Genomic DNA, 17,259 nt, shown 5'->3' with positions numbered 1-17,259 from the left:
CTATTTGGGCTGACCATTCTTTCGCAGGTCGATCAGGCGCTCTTCTATGGCCGCAATACTGACGCCGCGCTGAGGCTTATGCGGGAGATTGGCCGGGGCTTTGGGCTGTAGGTTTCAGCCGCCCCCAAGCAGGACCGGGCGCGCGGCCGGGATTTCCCTTCGGACCAGCATCCTTTCGCCACGTGCTCACGCGCCGGAATACTGATCGCGGGCGTGAAGGTCCGCTGTTAGCAGTACGCCGCACCTGTCTCGCGCGACCGTGGAGCGGCCGCTCGTGACCCACAACTGGMATCCGCTTCTCGGCTTACGCAGATCGCATGCAACAATTGCGCGGATCAAGAGGTCTTCAGAAGAGCGCCGAACGAAGGTGCCGGGCCTGGGTTTGGCTTAGTCAACCAGTCGCTGATCTGCGCGGCTTTTTCAGCTTGTTGCACTCGCTTCATCAGAAGCTCACGCTCAGTGCCGGGTGGCAGTCGCTCTGCCGCTTCTCGAAACTTGGCAGCCTCATCCATGAGGCGTTCCTTGAACGTCTTCGTATGTTTGGTACGACGCCGACGTTCACTCATTGCTACCTCCCTCCTATACTGCACCGCAACTTAGAGCTTGCGTCACCTTGACACCGGAACGCGCCGGATCAACATAGGTTCCACACTTGGAACGTAGACGAGGGACCATGGGTTTAGCGGACGGTGTTAAGGCGAATTTGGAAGTGGTGCTCGACGAGGTGTGCCGCCAGCTTCCTAACGGCAGAGACCACGAGGTTCGCAAGAGGATCGCGGAGCAGCTTTTAGAAGCTGCGGAAGCCGGTCAACATTCGCTCGCGGAGCTTCGCGCCGTGGGGCTTCGCACCTTTGCCGAAGCATTCAAGTGGACGGGTCGGGCAGGATAGCCGACGAGGTGCTTATGGCTTCAGTGCTCTTGGTTGAAGATGAAGCACTTATTCGAATGATGATCGCCGACATGATAGTCGAGCTTGGTCATAAGATTGCCGGGGAAGCTGGCGATCTACAGACGGGCGTGGCGCTCGCCTCCGCAGCGGAGATTGACATAGCTTTAGACGTCAGGCTCGGCGCCGATAGCTCGGAGGCTATCGCGGAAGCGTTGCGAAGCCGGAACATCCCATTCGTTTTCGCGACTGGGTATGGTGCGGACGGGGTTCCAGCCAACTACAAAGATCGCCCAACTCTTCCGCAAGCCATTTCACATCGAGGAACTTGAGCGCTGTCTGATTGCCTTAAAGGGCTAACAAACCCCAGTCGTTTCTCGCATGACGCGGGCAAGGTCATCTTCGGAAAACGGCTTCCTGATCATAGGAAAACCATCCCGCCTCCGTTCGCGACCCGATAGTTGCAGAACTTTCAGCGTCGGACGAATGCGTATAGCCCGCTCGGCGAGTTCATGACCATCCATGCCCGGCATGTTGATGTCCGTGATCAAAATGGAAAGCTTCTCATTGCCCGCCAAAGTTTCCAATGCCTCGGCGCCGCTGGCTGCGCAAACCACCCCAGTTCTTCGAGCATGATCGTGATCACATCCAGCACGTCGGCATCGTCATCGACGACCAAAACAGTGTGTTTCACGGACAATTCCTTTGGATGATTAACTTATTGCATTTTTGAAGGTTCCGGCCGCCTGTGATGGCAATCGGCCGACCTTGAGGAGGAATTAACAACCGCACGACCGGCAAAATCGCTTTTAGCAACAAAGAGATGCCGCCTCATGTGTGGATGTATATGGACCCCGCCCGATTGCAACGACCCAACAAGGCGGACAGACAGTGGGGAAGATTTGCAAAACTTCCTGAAGGTCTTTGCGATAACGTCGATGATCTTCGTTGCAGCCGCTCGCTGCGGTTCAGTCGGCCGGGGCAAAGACAAGCGACACCACCATCGCTCGGCCGCGCCAGCGGTGGAGCAACCGACCAGGGCTAAGTCCACTGGCGACCAGCCGCGCGACCCAGCCGACATAGTGTTGGAAAAGAAGATCAAGAGCATTTGCCGAGGTTGTTACTGTTGCTCGACAGCCAGAGAAGGCGGAGCCGCTCACGTGCAAATTCTTGTAGCCTCTCGATGCGCCTGAACGTCAAACCCCCAATTGCAAGTCCGCTTACCGAGCCAATGCAGACGATTTCGAATCAGCGGCAGAATGCAGCTTGTGACCCGATGCTAACCCCAGCTCGCGTGACCAATGGTGCGATGATGCGCAAGTCTCGAACACCATCTGGCAGACACTCAAAGACGCAACGTGCCGACGCCTCAGATGACGGCGTATGACCACTTGGCAGGTCGCATCGCCGTGCGCTTGAAGTCCGACTTCGCGATATCCAGAACGATCGTCGAATCGACTGGACTGGCTGCTCCACCCAATCGTGGGAGCCTCAGAAGGCGCTCAGTCCTTGTCACTCTCTGCCGTGGAGTAGCCCTCCACTGGCTCGTGCATGGCCGGGCTTCACTCAAACATCAGTGTTGAATTAGTCTGCAATTGGGAGTTGAATGTTAGCATTTTAAGAATGGGGGCTGATTTTGCTTCAGCTGGAGGCACATCTTGAACTGTCCGATGTGCTTCGTTTGATCGAAGAAAAGCTGGGAGCAGGTGTCTGGCGCTATGATGCGGCCGGCCAGATGCAATGGTCGCGTGGCTTTTTTGGGCTGCTCGGATTGGATCCGCATGCGGTGTCGCCTTCATACGCGGAAATCCAACGAAGAATTCATCCGGACGATCGCGGTCCGAATCGCAGTCCCACCGAGTTGATGACAGATCGGACGTTGCTCGACGGTGAATTTCGCATCGTTCGGCCCAGTGGCGCTTTGCGCTGGATTCACTGCCACACGGAGGTGCTGCTAGATAGCGCAGGTGAGCCGGAATGTATCTTGGGGATTGCTCTGGACATTACCGCACAACGTCGGTTGCTCCAGACGCTACGAAGTGACGCCGAGCGCTACAGCGCTTTGACCCAAGTGGTAGGCGGCCTGCTGTGGATCGGTAGTTCCGATGGTCGGATCACGGCACTGCCGAATGGCGAGAAGACACCTGAGGCATATCAGTTCTTTGGCAAAGGCTGGGTTGATCTCCTTCATGAAGAGGAGCGCGAGGCGGCCCTGAGAAACTGGACGGCCTCGGTCGAGACGGGACAGCAGTACAGTGTCGAACATCGGCTGCGACAGCCCGACAATACATATCGGTGGTACCGTTGTACGGCAGTGCCTGTCACCAACGCGGATGGCAGCATCCAGGAATGGATGGGTCTCTCCATTGACGTGCATCAGGAAAAGCTCTCCGTCCAACGCGCGGCAACATCGCAGCTTACGGGCGCGCAACTGCGCGCAGCCCGGGGCATCTTAAATTGGTCTGTGAAGCAATTGGCCGCGCGAACAGGGATTTCGTCGGCCATCATCCGTCGGCTTGAGGAGTACGATGATGCTCCCCCAGTGCCGGAAGAGACCATGGAAATCCTTCGCCTCGTCTTTTCGGATGCGGGAATCGAGTTCTTGTTTCCGTCTGTGGGTAAGCCTGCAGTTCGGCCGCGACAATGATCGAGACAGGTTGTCGCAGCCTTGCTCTTCTCACTCGCCATGAATGGCTTGGAAGGACTGTCTTGGCAATCAGTTTTGGGGTTACGCGCGCATTCCGCGGCCCAGCGAGCTAAAAATTTGCGAAGAGCGCGACCTAAGTTTCGTGACAAGGCGCTGAACCGACAATTTTTGCTGGCATGAGGAAAATTAGAATCAAATTCTTCTTAACCAACTCGCAGGCAATTGTCTTCACCATCGTCTACACGCTGAGGTAGGGGGTGGGAAGCGTCAGTTGCAGTTTCAATTGAGTTAACCCACCACGGATCTTTTTGGCATCTGCCCCGAAAAGCCGTCGTCGGTTGGGCGACTAAGTGCGTCACATTCAAATCCATTCTTGCCAGTCTTTTTTAAGGGTCCGATGACCCGCGGAGTGTTGCCATGCCCTTCAAATTCAAACTTCGGATTCGTGGCCGGCTGATTTCGGGATTTCTTGCCGTGTGCGCGATTATCGCGCTTTCTGTCGGGTACACAGTGTTTGCGGTCGGCGGGATTTCCACGACCGTCGATCGCATGGTGAATCTGCGCACACCCGTTGCACTCGCGAGCACGGAGCTGGTCGGCAATCTCTATTCCACACTGGCGACACTGCGTGGCTATCTCCTGACCGGAAATCCCCAAGGCAAGCTCGATCGGGCCGCGATGTGGAAGGAGATGGATGCCACAATTGCTGGCTTCGATGAGAAGGCGTCACATTTTACCAACCCGGAGAACAGCCGAAAATGGGCCGAGGCCAAGGCGCTGCTCGCTGAATTCCGAGCTGCGCAAGACAAAGCCGAAGCCTTCGCGTTCACTTCCGAGGCATATCCAGCGACCAAGCTATTGGTGACCGAAGCCGGGCCGCGCGCCGAAACACTCTTTTCCGAGATCACAAGGATGATCAACGAGGAGGAAGGCCTGGAGGCGACGCCGGAGCGAAAGCGACTGCTGAAAGCCATGGCAGACACGCGCGGCAATTTTGCCGCTGCCACCGCTCAACTTCGCATGTACCTCTTGTCGGGCGAAAAGAATGACAAGGAAAAATTCTTGAAGCCATGGGACCTCTTCGAAAAAGGCTATACTGCTGTGAGTGCGAAGAAGGACCTGCTCACGCCGTCTCAGCTGCTCTCTTTCGAGAAGATCACGAAGGCGCGGGGCGAATTTGTCCCCCTTTACGAGAAGATGTTCGCGCTCCGACAGTCCGCAGACTGGAATGCACCCGTGCATATTCTCGTAACCGAAGCGGTGCCGCGCGCGGTGAAAATTCTCGACCTACTTGACGGGCCGAACGGCGCCGATGACACCCGCTTTGGAGGAATCAAGACGAATCAGAAGAGGATGCTTGCCGAAGAAAGCCATCAGGTGCAGACCAGCATATCGTTCCTGAAGCTGGTCCTGTGGGGCTTGCTCGCGGCAGGACTCGGCCTCGGCACCGCGATTGCGTTGCTGACCGCTCGGACGATCGCGCGCCCGATCCAGGGGATGACCGCCGCCATGGGCAGCCTCGCGGGAGGCGATACGTCCACCGCGGTCCCCGGCATGGGCCGCGCCGACGAGGTCGGCGAGATGGCGGAAGCGGTTCTGGTCTTCAAGGACAATATGATTGAAACGGACCGGCTGCGCGCCGAACAGGCGCAATCGGAGGCTCGTTCCGCTGCCCAACGCAAGGCCGAAATGCACCAACTCGCCGGCCGGTTCGAGGATGCCGTCGGAGAGGTCATCGAGACGCTGTCGTCGTCTTCGACCGAGCTTGAGGCAGCGGCCAAGACCCTGAGCAGGACGGCCGAGAGCACTCAGGAGCGCTCCAGCATGGTAGTTGCGGCTTCTGAGGAAGCCTCGACCAACGTTCAATCGGTCGCTTCCGCCACCGAAGAGATGAGTTCATCAGTCACCGAAATCAGCCGCCAGGTGCAGGACGCAGCCAGGATTGCCGGCGCGGCAGTGGACCAGGCACAGAAAACGAACGATCGCGTCAACAAGCTGTCGCAGGCGGCAACTCGTATAGGCGACGTGGTCGAACTGATCAATACGATCGCAGGACAGACCAACCTTTTGGCCCTGAACGCAACGATCGAAGCGGCCCGGGCCGGCGAGGCCGGACGCGGCTTCGCTGTCGTTGCTTCCGAAGTCAAGGCGCTCGCCGAACAGACCGCGAAGGCGACTGGGGAGATCAGTCATCAGATCACCGATATACAGGCGGCCACCCAGGATTCCGTCGTCGCGATCAAGGAAATCAGCGGCACGATCGGTCGGATCTCTGAAATCTCTTCCGCCATTGCCGCCGCGGTGGAAGAACAGGGAAGGGCTACGCAGGAAATAGCGCGCAACGTCCAGCAGGCCGCGCAAGGTACCCACGAGGTCGCCTCCAATATCACGGAGGTGCAGCAGGGGGCCACGGAAACCGGTTCAGCCTCAAGTCAGGTGCTGGCCTCGGCGCAAATGCTGTCGAACGACAGCGCGCGGCTAAAGACAGAGGTCGAGAAGTTCCTGACCTCTGTACGCGCAGCTTGAGGTCCACCATGACAAGTACCTCGACATCAGCGGGTCACGCTGGAGTGGTAGCAGCTAAAATCCGTGATGGAGCGTCCGAGCCGGCGGCTGCCAACATCATCCCGCTGCCATTTAGTCGAGAGCGATACCTGATCGTTCAGACCAGAACGGACTGCGAGTTGCTGCGGCGGAACGTCAATGTCGTTATCGAATGCCTTAGAGCTCTCAATGGCCTGCTTGAAGATGTGGATGACGGATCGATACGTGAGGAATTTCAACATCGGGTGGCGCGGCTGAACGAGCTGCTCGTGCTTCGGCTTGATCAGCTATCCGCCGCGGATCGCTTGCTGCAGGAGGTGCTCCCGTATGCCTGACGCGGGACGGATTGTACTGCGCGCGTACGGTCGTCCTTCAACACCTCGATGTAGGTCTTGATAACATCGCGCCCCGTCGCGCGGACGCGCCGCAGGGGAGACCGCTCGGCGCCGCATACAGGAATAGTTGCGACGCGAGCGAGATTACCTGATGCCAGTAGGCCCCGCGGTCGCGATGTGCCCCTTTTCCGCCCATTGCATCCTCGATCATGGATGCCAGCGCACCTTTATCGCTCCGGTTGGGWGCTAGATCTGGTTGATAAGATCATGGCGGCCGCCGCGGATGTTCAGCCGATTACCGACGTATACTCTGAAAAAGAACTGCGATGGCGTGTTTCCACATACATCGAATTGCTATGGTCAGCCGGAAAACGTGATCCTAATGAACTGACCAATCTCGGCCTGGAGTATCTTCGGTCGGTTCTTGACGGACCCAATCCCAAATATGGCGGCTGCTGAAAAAGAATTAGTGTTCGCAATGCGACGCATACTTGGCACACGCCCAGCGCTACGACCCTCTGGGAGTGCAAAGGACAATGCACATGCTCAAAGGGCAAGATCGTGGCGGCTGGACAGGAAAGCAGTCTTCAAACGCTATACAATCGGTGACCGGTGCTGGCTCCGGTCCTCTCAAATTGTATAGCAAAATGCGGCTGCTGGAGCGCGATCTTGATGCGAGACGGGCGGCCAATTTGCAGCCCGTCATCAACATCCATCAACGCGTCGATAATGACACGCCCAGTTGTGCCGCTTTCACCGTCGTGGCTGCGGGAGTGCGTCTGAGGGACTTCGATATCTTGGTGACGCCCGCCTTTGCTTTGGCCATTGCCCTCAGTGTCCGAACGTCATCTTTAGTCCAGGAACGCCTTGCTGCGTTCGCGTTGTTGCTCTTTGCAGTTTTAGTCTTCTCGGTCTTAGCCATTTTGCTCCGTTCCAATTGAGGGGGACGCTTCTATCGAGAATGGAAAGAGGAGGCAAGAAAACACCTTCAGAAAAACTAGGCTTTGCTGGTTCAATCATTGTGGCCACTCTTGCACGTCAACAATCAAAAAGAGCGTCACCTTCTTGGCTTCGTCCCGATACCGACATAGTTTCAAAGAAAGAAGCCCGCGCGAAAACGCGGTAACGATTCGAACGATCTCTTCGGCGCGCGAGCACGACCAGTTAGCGATTGGGGGGACTCACATCCCGCGTTCGTGCGGATAGCTCGTGGACTCGTACCAACGCTGTTAGTTTGGCGCTCCTGCTAGTTGACCGTTCGACATCCCGCCGAGTACTTGTACCTCGGGCGAGAGCAGACAAAAACTGGGTAGGAACATCGCTGTTTTGCCCTAACGCAGGTCAAATTGCCCAGCGATGCAGTGCGCGGAGCGAACTTCAGTTTCACGCCTGATTAACCTCGGCGCTCATCCTTCGTTCGTAGAGGAACCTCTACATTGCCCCCGAAGGCTGCGCTCGACAGGAGAGACTAAATGAAACTTAGATTCGCACTTTTTGCACTGCCCACGTTAGGCGGCGCAGCGCTTTCGACCGGAACCGCTTCAGCGATGCCACTGGCCCCCTTGGGACAGTTCCAGTCTTCGAACGTCGAGAACGTTGCAGTGGTCTGCGGTCCGCGCGGCTGCGTCCGCACAAGGCCCGTGTACCGCGGCTACGGATACCATCGGAGCTATCGTCGGTACTGATCTTGAAAGAGGCCTTCGGCCCTCTTTTTTCTTCCTGCTAACGTTTGATCCAAACTCGGCCAATCCATCCAGATCCGGATACAAGGCCCGTTACTTGCCAATAAAGGACTGCTTCTCCGGCGGTAGCCAACCTGACTTTCATCGTGCGCTGACGGCGCACAACAGGGTGTCATGAGATGTAATTGTACTCAACCTTGTGCGTAACCTCCCGTGTGCGCGAAGATGCCTGCGTTGCTCGACGCTCAGCCAGGGTAGGAACCATACCCGTTGGGACAGCTTGGTATCCAGAACGAAAGGATATCTTATGTCCCGAAAGATACCGAACACAGAAGCCGATGCGGGGCATCAAGTCCCGCCACGTCGTCACGACGCCGGTAGCGGCGCGAACGAAGCTACCGATGGATTGGATGCAAGCACCGAAGCGTTGCGCCATGCTGCGGAAGACACGCCATCGGGTGCCTTGCCGGAGGATGTCGAGATTGTCCCGGTATTTGACCGCGCCGACTTAGCACCCCAAATTTAGGTGCAATCATGGTGAGAAAAAAGCACGGCATCATTATCGAAACACCCACGGAAGCGCGTCAAGCCGAACCCGGGCCCTCGATCCTTTTGCTGCTTCTCATCAGCGTAAGTGTCGCGGTGATCGCTATGGCCGTTGTCTGGTTCGTTTTCTTCCGTACCTAGCGTCGCTCGGCCGATTCTACTGCCCCTGATGTGGAGAATGGTCAGGCCGGACTGCATTGATGGCGGGCTGGAAGGGGCGTCCACTGAACAATCGGTCAGGGCAGCTAACGTTTTAGCGATGGGGGACCGCTCGGGTGGACATCGCAAGGTTGGCACTGTCGCGCATCCGTCGTAAAAATGAGCGGGTTGGAGAGCCGGCCATGGTGCAGGAGCGGCCAGCCCGGGTCGCGCGCAGGCTGTCGGCGATATTGGCCGCCGACGTGGCCGGCTATTCGCGGCTCATGCACAATGACGAAGAGGCTACGCATGCCAAACTGACTGCGCTTTTGACGGATGCAGTAGCCCCGGCAGTTGCCGAACACGGTGGCCGCATCGTCAAGAACACCGGCGATGGCTTCTTGGCGGAATTTCCGAGCGCGGTCGAAGCGGTTCGAGCTGCTGTACAATTTCAGACCCGTGTCAAGGAACTTACAGTCGATGATCCAGAAGCCAAGCGCATAATCTTCCGTGTGGGAATTAATATCGGCGATGTGATTGTCGAGCCGAATGACATCTTTGGCGATGGCGTGAATGTCGCGGCGCGGCTTGAAGGCATCGCGAAGGCCGGCGGCATCTGCATATCTTCCGCCGCCTACGATCAAGTCCGTGGCAAGGTCGGGGTCGAGTTCGCCGATATGGGCGAGCAGAACCTCAAAAATATCGCTCTCCCAGTCCGAGCCTATGCTTCGCAGCTCTCCGATACGCTGCCGGCCGTTTCGGGCTTTCCGTTTGTCCAGTGGCCTGCGCATAGTCGGCGGCGAGCTCGGATGGGTCTAACGACGGCGCTTCTCCTGTTCATGGCTGGCGGCGGTCTTGGTTACTGGTACGTGCGTTGGAATGAGCCACAACTGGTGAACCATCGTCTATCGATTGTCGTGCTGCCATTCACAAATTTGAGCAACGAACCCGAGCAGGAGTACTTTGCGGAAGGTGTTGCTGACGATCTAAGCGCTGATCTCTCGCGTATCGAGGACAGCTTTGTGATCGCGCCGAGTACAGCCCGTGCCTATAAGAACGTTGACCCAAAGCGCGTTCGCCGCGAACTCGGCGTCCGCTATATCCTCGATGGTAGCTTGCGCAGAACGGAGTCAATTGTCCGGATCAACGCCCGGCTGATCGATACGCGAACCGGCGCACAGATCTGGTCGGAGGGCGTCGACGGTGAGTGGTCCAAATCGTTGCAGCTTCAGGATGTCATCACGGGTGGATTGGCGCGGCGGCTTGATCTCGAACTGACTAACCACGAAAGCCGCGACGCGGAAGTTGCGCGGCCCAACAACCCCGATGCGGTCGATCTTACAATGCGGGGCCTGGCCGTGCTCAATCGGCCCTATTCGCGCGAACAGGTGGCCCAGTCGGGGGCCCTCTTCGAGCGCGCACTGCAGATCGACCCCGGCTACCCTAAGGCTCTCGTGGGGTTGGCAGATACTTTGGCAATACAAGTCAATTATCGTTGGACCGATGCGCCCTCCGATAAGCTGCGGCGTGCTGAGAATGCGGTGGATCAGGTTCTGTCCCAGTTTCCCAGCGACGCAATGGCACATTTTGTAAAGGGCGAGATCCAACGGGCCAAGGGCAGGAATCTCGACGCTGCTGTCAGCGAGTATATGGCGGCAATCGGGATAAATCCTAGTCTCGCCCCGGCTCATGGCGCGCTGGGCGCTGCCAAGATACGTGTTGGCCGATCTGCGGAGGCATTTGCCCCTCTCCAAATGGCCATCCAGCTCAGCCCCCGCGATCCGCTCCTAAGCACGTGGTACTTCTACGCCTGTCATGCGCACAGCCATCTCGCTCAATATGATGAAGCGATAGACTGGTGCAGCCGCTCCATCACGGTGAATCCCTTTTGGATTGCCTACGCAGATCTCGCCGCCGCCAACGCTTGGACGGGACATGAGCTCGAAGCTCGTGCCGCCATCGGCGAGCTTCGCCGGCTCAGGCCCAATTACACCGTCGCCCTTTGGTTGCAGGATGGGTCTGCGTGGTCCGATAATGTCGTTTTCCTTGCCGAGTTTCAGCGCATCGCTGAGGGTTTGCGTAAAGCGGGCCTTCCTGAACGGTGAACGAGCAAAGGACCGAGCCGATCCTCGCGCTCGCGGCGTGCCGGATAAGAGCTCGTCGGACCTCGCTCAGGCATACTAGAAGCGGCTCGGAAGTCCGGAATGGGTCAAAACGCGAAGATCTCACGTGAGCAAATCTAGTCCGGTATGCCTCGCGCGCAGCGGACTCATTCAGCCGGGCGCTGCTTCGCCGATGACCCACACGACAACACTGGCACTTGCCGTTTTTCCGTAGTCGGGCCAAGTTTCGTATTTCCGCCCGGGGAAAACCCGGTGAACCAGCGGGGACGCTCATGCAGCCGATTACCCAATACACCAAAAGCGGAGACGTTCACATTGCTTATCAAACATTTGGTGCGGGCCCGATTAATGTGGTGATGGTTCCGGGATTTGTGTCAAACGTGGAGAATTACTGGGAGCAGCCCGACTTCGCGCGCTTCCTTCGCCGGTTGAGTAGCTATGCCCGGGTAGTGACTTTCGACAAGCGCGGCACCGGTGGCTCCGATCGCGTCACCGAGCTGCCCGGCCTGGACGTACGGATGGACGATCTCCGCGCGGTCATGGATGCCGCCGGCATGGAGCAGGCGGCGCTACTCGGGATTTCGGAGGGCGCGCCCCTTTGTTGTTTGCCGCGACCTATCCCGAGCGTTGCCGAGCGCTGGCACTATACGGCAGCTTTTCGCGCTTCTCCTACTGGTTTCCAAGCGACGAGGCGCTCGCAAACTTCTTTGGTTATGTCGAGAAAGCCTGGGGTACCGGCGGCAGTATCCAACGGTTTGCGCCGTCGCGCGCCAACGACGCCGCATTCCAGCAATGGTGGGGCCGTAACGAACGCCTCGGTGCCAGCCCGGCTGCGGTCACCGCGCTGATGCGTATGAACAGCCAGATCGACATCAGCGGCATCCTTCCAGCCGTCCGTGTACCGACGCTTGTGCTTCATCGCACGGAAGACCAGGTTGTCGATGTCGCCGGCGGGCGCGACGTAGCCGCCCATATTCCTGGCGCCAAGCTCGTCGAGTTTTCGGGAACCGATCATATCTTCTACGTCGGCGACGGCTCAGAAAAGATCGCGGACGCGATCGAGGAGTTCTTCACCGGCGCGCCCGCGCGCATCGAGGCGGATCGCGTGCTGTCCACGGTTTTGTTCACCGATATCGTAGGCTCGACGGAGAAGGCTGCAAGCCTCGGCGACCAGCGCTGGCGTAATCTGCTTGACGACCATCATACTACGATCCGGCGCGTGCTTGCTCGTTTCCGTGGCCGCGAGGTGAAAACGACCGGCGATGGTTTTCTCGCAACTTTCGACGGCCCGGCGCGTGGCGTCCGCTGCGCTTGCACCATCGCGGATGAGATCAAGCTGCTCGGCATCGACGTCCGTGCTGGACTTCATACCGGCGAGTGCGAAGTGATCGGTGAAGATGTTGGCGGCATCGCTGTTCATATAGGTGCGCGGGTTGCGGCGCTTGCCGGTCCAAGCGAGGTGTTGGTGTCGAGTACGGTCAAAGACTTGGTAGCGGGTTCCGGTTTACGCTTCAACGACCGCGGCATCCAATCCCTTAAGGGGATCCCTGGCGAGTAGCGCATATTCGCAGCTGAACGATAGAGATATCCCCCTTGAGCAGCCGGTCACCGCGCCCGGTTGCGAAATACTTCTGAGTCAACCTGCGAGCCGACTTTCGGAGACGGGGCGTGCTGGGACCCCCACCGGATACGATGAGTGCAGGTCCTTCATGCCTGATCATCAGCCAGCCGCTCATGTCTGCAATGGGTCATAAAGCAGCGGTCAGCCCATCAGTCTGGCGACGTCCGGCTTCCCTCAGACAGCGGACATGGCAATGGATCTCGTGGTGTTCAGCTCAGGGCCACAAGCCGACACCTGTGCTTGCGTCTCCAGGGAATTCTATTGTCTAGGGTACTTAAATTTCATGCGCGCGTGGAATGCAAACGGCGTAGGGAAAACCATCTTTTCGGCGCGCAAAATGCATATCTCGCGCCCATCAGTCCATGATAGCCTAGGCCCGATTGGAGACTAGCGAAATGCCAGTCAAATCGATCGTCAATCTCGAAACGGACTTAGTGCGCGCTCGCCGAATCCTAAGCTCATGGACGCCGGTCAAGCGGCTCTCAGGCGATGAAGCTGGAATCATCGTTAGGATGATTGTAGACGGCATCGCAGAGGGCCGTAGACTGGGCTGGGAGCAGGCAGAATCTGAATGGCTGTCTGACGGCAAGACCAAGCATGAAGAGCCGAAGGGCGGCCTCCACGCGCGGCAGTAGATGCAACTATTTCTATCCGGCAAGCGACTTTCGTCGGACCGGGCTTGCGCAAGCTTGCCTGTCAGATGAGGGCCATCGCGGAGCCACGCTATGCGGACATCACGGAGCGGTATGCTGCTTGTCCTGACTGTRCTCGCAACACCGTCGGTCGCCCGCGATGATGGCCGTTACGCTGACTCACCACTGAAATCATGGTTCGAAAGCTTGGAAAGCCAGTTCGGGCAGTGCTGTACTGATGCCGATGGATACATAGTGTCCGATGTAGATTGGCGATCTGATCGGGGACAATATCGTGTCCGAATCGAAAGCGAGTGGGTCCTGGTGCCCGACGGCGCCGTCATTACGCAACCGAATCTCGCTGGGCGGACGATGGTCTGGAAATACTACATCGATGGCCACCCGCGTGTACGTTGCTTTATTCCCGGAAGCATGATCTGAGGCACCGCAACAGCGATGCCCATCGTTCAACTGCGATGCCACTAGCGGAAGCGCGATGAAATCTCGTCGCATTGTGCATGTCTTGTAGAGGCGACAAGTGCCGTCACCGYAAGTAAATAGGGGCTCGTGAGCTATTGTCCTCTTCAAGGCACACAATGTCAGCTACGGGGTCACAAGCCGCCGAACACGTTCAAGGTGGGGGACTTCCGCTTTGCGTTGGTAAGCTGAAGTTAGCGAGGATGGTCGCGACCAGGCAGAACAGCGCCCGAGACGCTGATCCTGGTCGCCGAGCGCACGGGCCGACCATGCTCGGCCGCCAAGTCGACGCTCGAGCGCCCGGCTTGAAGCCGGTACATGCTGCGCCGAAGCTAATTGTGCGATGGTCGACATGGCCTTGGCAGCTTCACCGTCGATCGAGCCCACCGCCACAGTCAAGGTGACGGGACGCGCATAGTAGCGGTAGCCAAAGAGACCTGCACCTGCCGCAAGAATGCTAACCCCAACAACCAAGACGAAACGAAGCCAGAGCGGCAATTTGATCGAAGTCATGGTCATTGTTGCCTCTACACTCGCTGGGCCGACGTGCAGTCGTTCCGGCCTCAAAGATAGGCCGTATACGAGCTGACCCACACAAGGATCGAGGCGAGCAGGCCAATCACACCTGCATTCTCGGCAAATGCAGTGGCGCTGCCGGACATTCCCAGACGAAGGGACTCGCGGCTCATCCCCTCTGGTATCGATATCTCCGCCGGAAACACCGTCGCACCGCCGAAACTCGTCGTGCGCGCGAGCGTACCCGACACGGCGATCTGCCCCTGGCCGATGCCTTTCGGAATGGCGGTGACCCTGCCGTGATAGATGCGGCCGGGGGCGTTGTCGAATACGATGTCGACGGCGGTCCCCTCCTTGATGGCCTGAAAACCGTTCTGCGAAAACATGCCGACCAGCGCGATCTCGCTCTCGACAATGAACGACATCGCCGAACGCGCCTGCAGCGCCCGGTCGCCGATCGTCAATGCGACGACGGTGACGTAGCCGTCGGCCGGCGCGCGAATCGTGGTCTGCGACAACTCCCAATTGGCGTTGTCGAGTTGCGCTTGAAGCTGCGCAACCGTCGTGTTGACGCCGCCGATCTCGGAATCCAGCGCCAGCTTGGCGCTGTGCTGCGCAGCCTTGGCTGCGCCGAGCTGGGCCGACACGGTTTCGTACTGCGCCTGCTTGTCCTGCGCCTGGAATTGCGTGTTGGCATCGTCAGCGGCGAGCGTCTGGATGTCGGCGAGGCGCTTCTTGTTATAGGCGACCTGCGTGGTGAGCCCGCTGACATTCGCCGTTGCCTCTTCGTAATTCGATTTCAGGATCTCGACCTGCTGCTTTGCGCCGGCAAGCGAGGCCTGCAACTGCGAAACCTTGTATTGAAACGGTGCCGCATCGACCTGGAACAGCACGTCGTTGGCCTTCACCGGCACGTTCGGCTTGACCGGGATTGCGACAATTTGTCCTGTCACATTCGGCGTCACCTCCACCACGCGGCCGGTCACCGTCACGCGCCCGGACGGCGTGAGATAGTTAAAAAGCGCGAGAAATGTCGCGAGGATGACTCCGCCTAATAACAGCGAGATAGTCCCGGACAACCAGCCCCATCGCACCAATTTGAATTTCGAGAACAGGGCCCAGAGCGCGACGAGGTAGAGGCACAGAATAATGATCATGTGGCCCTCATTATTAGGTTGTGCTATCGTGATGCCCGTGGAGGTAGCGAAGTCACCCTTCGAAGGGCCCTACAACGACAAGCTTTATAGCATCGAAATTCCAGCACTGCTGTTTCGATTCTGCAGAAGCCATTCGGCGTTAAATGCAGCCGACATTGCACATTCAGTGCACGCTTCCTCGCGCGCCGAAGCGCGAGTGCTTCGTCGTTTCTTGTGCAAGGAATGATGTCATGCGTATCACGACACTGGATCAGATTTTCGGAATGCTCGCTGCAACCGCAACGTGGTGCAGTACGGAAGCGGCAATTGCTCAGTACGCGTCAACCCCGTCCCGCTACCGAGGCGAATGAAGGCACGGGAGGCACGCGCTTCCCCATGTTCGTCAAATTGAACCAATCGCAACACTCAAAAACACATCCAAAACGCAATTCAAGCGGAGGCATCACATGAATATCACCCGTCGCAATTTGACCATCGGGGGCATCAGCCTGCTCGCCAGCACCTCGATGAGCACCCTGAGCCGCGCCGAGTTTGGCTCCTTCCTTGGCATCGGCGAAGGACTCGAGGACTTCGCGCTCGCCACCGACGCCTACATCTTCGGCTATCCGCTGGTGACGATGGAGATGACGCGCCGCGTTTTCACCAACGTCGCGAAGCCGGAAGCGACCCGCGGCCCCATGGGGCAGATCGTTAAGGTGAGGGCATATCCGAACGCGTCCTATCGCGACGTCACCGCGCCCAACGCGGACACGCTCTACACCACCGGCTTCTTCGATGTTGGCAAAGAACCGTGGGCGCTCAGCATCCCCGATATGAAGGGGCGCTATGCCCTGCTGCCGATGCTGGACGGCTGGACCACTGTATTCCAGGTACCTGGCAAGCGCACGACCGGCACCGGTGCGCAGACTTATGCAATCACTGGACCCGGTTGGAAGGGCTCTTTGCCCACCGGCGTCAAGGAGTACAAGTCGCCGACCAGCATGGTCTGGCTGCTTGGCCGCATCTACTGCACCGGCACGCCGGACGATTACGCCGAAGTTCACAAGTTGCAGGACGAGTTCAAGCTCGTCCCGCTGAGTTCCTACGGCAAGCCGTACACCCCACCCGACCACACGGTCGATCCGAACATCGACATGAAGACGGCGGTGCGCGAGCAGGTCAACCGCATGGACGCCGTGGCGTATTTCACGCTGCTCTGCAAGCTCATGAAAGACAACCCGCCGGCGGCCGCGGATGCGCCGCAACTCGCCAAGTTCGCCAGGATCGGAATCGTACCGGGCCAGGATTTCGATGCGAGCAAGCTAAAGGCGGATTTCGTCAAGCGCGTCCCCGAAATCGGCTTTGACCGGATCATGCTCCAGTTCAAGGTCAACAAGGACATGAAGGACGAGAACGGCTGGGGCTTCACGACCAAGACCGGCATCTACGGCACCGACTATCTGATGCGCGCACTGGTCACCGCCATCGGGCTCGGCGCTAACCGGCCGCAGGACGCGGTCTATCCGACCTCGATGAAGGATGCGGAAGGCCGCAAGTATAGCGGCGAGAACAAGTACGTCATGCGATTTGCCAAGGGTCAGTTGCCGCCCGCGCTCGGCTTCTGGTCGGTGACCATGTACAACGCCGAGTACTTTTTTGTCGACAATCCGCTCAACCGTTATTCGATCAGCGCCCGGCAGAATCTGAAATCCAACCCGGACGGCTCGACCGACCTCTACATCCAGAAGGACTCGCCGGGCAAAGACAAGGAATCCAACTGGCTTCCAGCGCCAGCAGGCGATTTCGTTCTGATGATGCGGCTGTACTGGCCGAACGAGAAGAACCCGTCGATCATCAATGGATCGTGGAAGATACCGCCAGTGAAGAAGGTAAGCTGAACGAATCGAGCAAAACAAATATCCCTCAAGGGAAGCAGGAGTCGGCATCATGTTGACAAAACGCGATCTTCTCCGTTC

17 protein-coding genes and 1 pseudogene are annotated in these 17,259 nt (G+C 58.2%); 13 read left to right on the top strand and 5 right to left on the bottom strand.

Annotated elements, in window-relative coordinates:
* Positions 1-335 precede the first annotated feature (335 nt).
* On the bottom strand, positions 336-566 hold the full coding sequence (locus tag AC1D00_RS03480; protein WP_477009678.1) for a hypothetical protein: 231 nt from the start codon (positions 564-566) through the stop codon (positions 336-338).
* Between the two features lie 107 nt (positions 567-673).
* Here AC1D00_RS03480 and AC1D00_RS03475 point away from each other — a divergent pair, with 107 nt between their 5' ends.
* Together AC1D00_RS03475 and AC1D00_RS03470 are read left to right on the top strand one after the other, a co-directional pair.
* Complete coding sequence (locus AC1D00_RS03475; RefSeq protein WP_477009677.1) at positions 674-889, top strand: hypothetical protein; 216 nt, start codon at positions 674-676, stop codon at positions 887-889.
* A 14-nt stretch (positions 890-903) separates the two neighbouring features.
* The gene (locus tag AC1D00_RS03470; protein WP_477009676.1) at positions 904-1,218 is read left to right on the top strand and encodes a response regulator; all 315 of its coding nucleotides are present in this window, start codon (positions 904-906) and stop codon (positions 1,216-1,218) included.
* 24 nt (positions 1,219-1,242) lie between these two features.
* Here AC1D00_RS03470 and AC1D00_RS03465 read toward each other — a convergent pair whose 3' ends face one another.
* On the bottom strand, positions 1,243-1,503 hold the full coding sequence (locus tag AC1D00_RS03465) for a response regulator (protein ID WP_477009675.1): 261 nt from the start codon (positions 1,501-1,503) through the stop codon (positions 1,243-1,245).
* Entirely contained in the window at positions 1,434-1,580 is a 147-nt protein-coding gene (locus AC1D00_RS03460; RefSeq protein WP_477009679.1) for a hypothetical protein, read from the bottom strand. The genes AC1D00_RS03465 and AC1D00_RS03460 overlap by 70 nt, the downstream gene beginning before the upstream one ends.
* Positions 1,581-2,522: 942 nt before the next feature.
* Here AC1D00_RS03460 and AC1D00_RS03455 point away from each other — a divergent pair.
* The 10 genes and pseudogenes from AC1D00_RS03455 to AC1D00_RS03410 all read left to right on the top strand — a co-directional run bounded on the left by AC1D00_RS03455 (position 2,523) and on the right by AC1D00_RS03410 (position 13,595).
* The gene (locus AC1D00_RS03455) at positions 2,523-3,533 is read left to right on the top strand and encodes a PAS domain-containing protein (protein WP_477009674.1); all 1,011 of its coding nucleotides are present in this window, start codon (positions 2,523-2,525) and stop codon (positions 3,531-3,533) included.
* 417 nt (positions 3,534-3,950) lie between these two features.
* Entirely contained in the window at positions 3,951-6,059 is a 2,109-nt protein-coding gene (locus tag AC1D00_RS03450) for a HAMP domain-containing methyl-accepting chemotaxis protein (RefSeq protein WP_477009673.1), read from the top strand.
* An 8-nt stretch (positions 6,060-6,067) separates the two neighbouring features.
* Positions 6,068-6,412: a hypothetical protein gene (locus tag AC1D00_RS03445; protein WP_477009672.1), complete on the top strand. Its 345-nt coding sequence runs from the start codon at positions 6,068-6,070 to the stop codon at positions 6,410-6,412.
* A 267-nt stretch (positions 6,413-6,679) separates the two neighbouring features.
* Entirely contained in the window at positions 6,680-6,871 is a 192-nt protein-coding gene (locus AC1D00_RS03440) for a hypothetical protein (protein ID WP_477009671.1), read from the top strand.
* 83 nt (positions 6,872-6,954) lie between these two features.
* Positions 6,955-7,353, top strand: a complete 399-nt coding sequence (locus AC1D00_RS03435; protein WP_477009670.1) for a hypothetical protein — start codon at positions 6,955-6,957, stop codon at positions 7,351-7,353.
* Positions 7,354-8,915: 1,562 nt separating this feature from the next.
* Positions 8,916-10,883 carry an adenylate/guanylate cyclase domain-containing protein gene (locus AC1D00_RS03430; protein WP_477009669.1) on the top strand — a complete coding sequence of 656 codons (1,968 nt, stop codon included), beginning with the start codon at positions 8,916-8,918 and terminating at the stop codon, positions 10,881-10,883.
* 290 nt (positions 10,884-11,173) lie between these two features.
* Positions 11,174-11,446: pseudogene (locus AC1D00_RS03425) on the top strand (alpha/beta fold hydrolase); the annotation flags it as partial.
* Between the two features lie 53 nt (positions 11,447-11,499).
* A complete protein-coding gene (locus AC1D00_RS03420; RefSeq protein WP_477009668.1) occupies positions 11,500-12,459 on the top strand; it encodes an adenylate/guanylate cyclase domain-containing protein in 960 nt (319 codons plus the stop codon).
* Positions 12,460-12,917: 458 nt separating this feature from the next.
* A complete protein-coding gene (locus tag AC1D00_RS03415) occupies positions 12,918-13,157 on the top strand; it encodes a hypothetical protein (RefSeq protein WP_477009667.1) in 240 nt (79 codons plus the stop codon).
* A gap of 111 nt (positions 13,158-13,268) precedes the next feature.
* Positions 13,269-13,595, top strand: a complete 327-nt coding sequence (locus AC1D00_RS03410; protein WP_477009666.1) for a hypothetical protein — start codon at positions 13,269-13,271, stop codon at positions 13,593-13,595.
* A 162-nt stretch (positions 13,596-13,757) separates the two neighbouring features.
* Here AC1D00_RS03410 and AC1D00_RS03405 read toward each other — a convergent pair whose 3' ends face one another.
* Complete coding sequence (locus AC1D00_RS03405) at positions 13,758-14,150, bottom strand: hypothetical protein (protein ID WP_477009665.1); 393 nt, start codon at positions 14,148-14,150, stop codon at positions 13,758-13,760.
* Between the two features lie 44 nt (positions 14,151-14,194).
* A complete protein-coding gene (locus tag AC1D00_RS03400; protein WP_477009664.1) occupies positions 14,195-15,304 on the bottom strand; it encodes an HlyD family secretion protein in 1,110 nt (369 codons plus the stop codon).
* A gap of 446 nt (positions 15,305-15,750) precedes the next feature.
* Between AC1D00_RS03400 and AC1D00_RS03395 the strand changes: the two genes are divergently transcribed.
* Positions 15,751-17,181 (top strand): DUF1254 domain-containing protein, encoded by a 1,431-nt coding sequence (locus AC1D00_RS03395; RefSeq protein WP_477009663.1) that lies wholly within the window; start codon positions 15,751-15,753, stop codon positions 17,179-17,181.
* Positions 17,182-17,259: the final 78 nt, after the last annotated feature.

The sequence above is a fragment of the Bradyrhizobium sp. P2_E8 genome (assembly GCF_056403875.1).
Note: the sequence above shows the minus strand (reverse complement) of the source record. Positions and strands in the feature narration are given on the sequence as shown.

What these genes read in the sequence shown, in the direction of transcription:
- AC1D00_RS03440 (WP_477009671.1), top strand. Translation starts at nt 6,680, where the DNA reads ATGGCGGCCGCCGCGGATGTTCAGCCGATTACCGACGTATACTCTGAA.
- AC1D00_RS03395 (WP_477009663.1), top strand. Translation starts at nt 15,751, where the DNA reads ATGAATATCACCCGTCGCAATTTGACCATCGGGGGCATCAGCCTGCTC.
- AC1D00_RS03480 (WP_477009678.1), bottom strand. Translation starts at nt 566, where the DNA reads ATGAGTGAACGTCGGCGTCGTACCAAACATACGAAGACGTTCAAGGAA.
- AC1D00_RS03475 (WP_477009677.1), top strand. Translation starts at nt 674, where the DNA reads ATGGGTTTAGCGGACGGTGTTAAGGCGAATTTGGAAGTGGTGCTCGAC.
- AC1D00_RS03415 (WP_477009667.1), top strand. Translation starts at nt 12,918, where the DNA reads ATGCCAGTCAAATCGATCGTCAATCTCGAAACGGACTTAGTGCGCGCT.
- AC1D00_RS03405 (WP_477009665.1), bottom strand. Translation starts at nt 14,150, where the DNA reads ATGACCATGACTTCGATCAAATTGCCGCTCTGGCTTCGTTTCGTCTTG.
- AC1D00_RS03445 (WP_477009672.1), top strand. Translation starts at nt 6,068, where the DNA reads ATGACAAGTACCTCGACATCAGCGGGTCACGCTGGAGTGGTAGCAGCT.
- AC1D00_RS03470 (WP_477009676.1), top strand. Translation starts at nt 904, where the DNA reads ATGGCTTCAGTGCTCTTGGTTGAAGATGAAGCACTTATTCGAATGATG.
- AC1D00_RS03450 (WP_477009673.1), top strand. Translation starts at nt 3,951, where the DNA reads ATGCCCTTCAAATTCAAACTTCGGATTCGTGGCCGGCTGATTTCGGGA.
- AC1D00_RS03400 (WP_477009664.1), bottom strand. Translation starts at nt 15,304, where the DNA reads ATGATCATTATTCTGTGCCTCTACCTCGTCGCGCTCTGGGCCCTGTTC.
- AC1D00_RS03435 (WP_477009670.1), top strand. Translation starts at nt 6,955, where the DNA reads ATGCTCAAAGGGCAAGATCGTGGCGGCTGGACAGGAAAGCAGTCTTCA.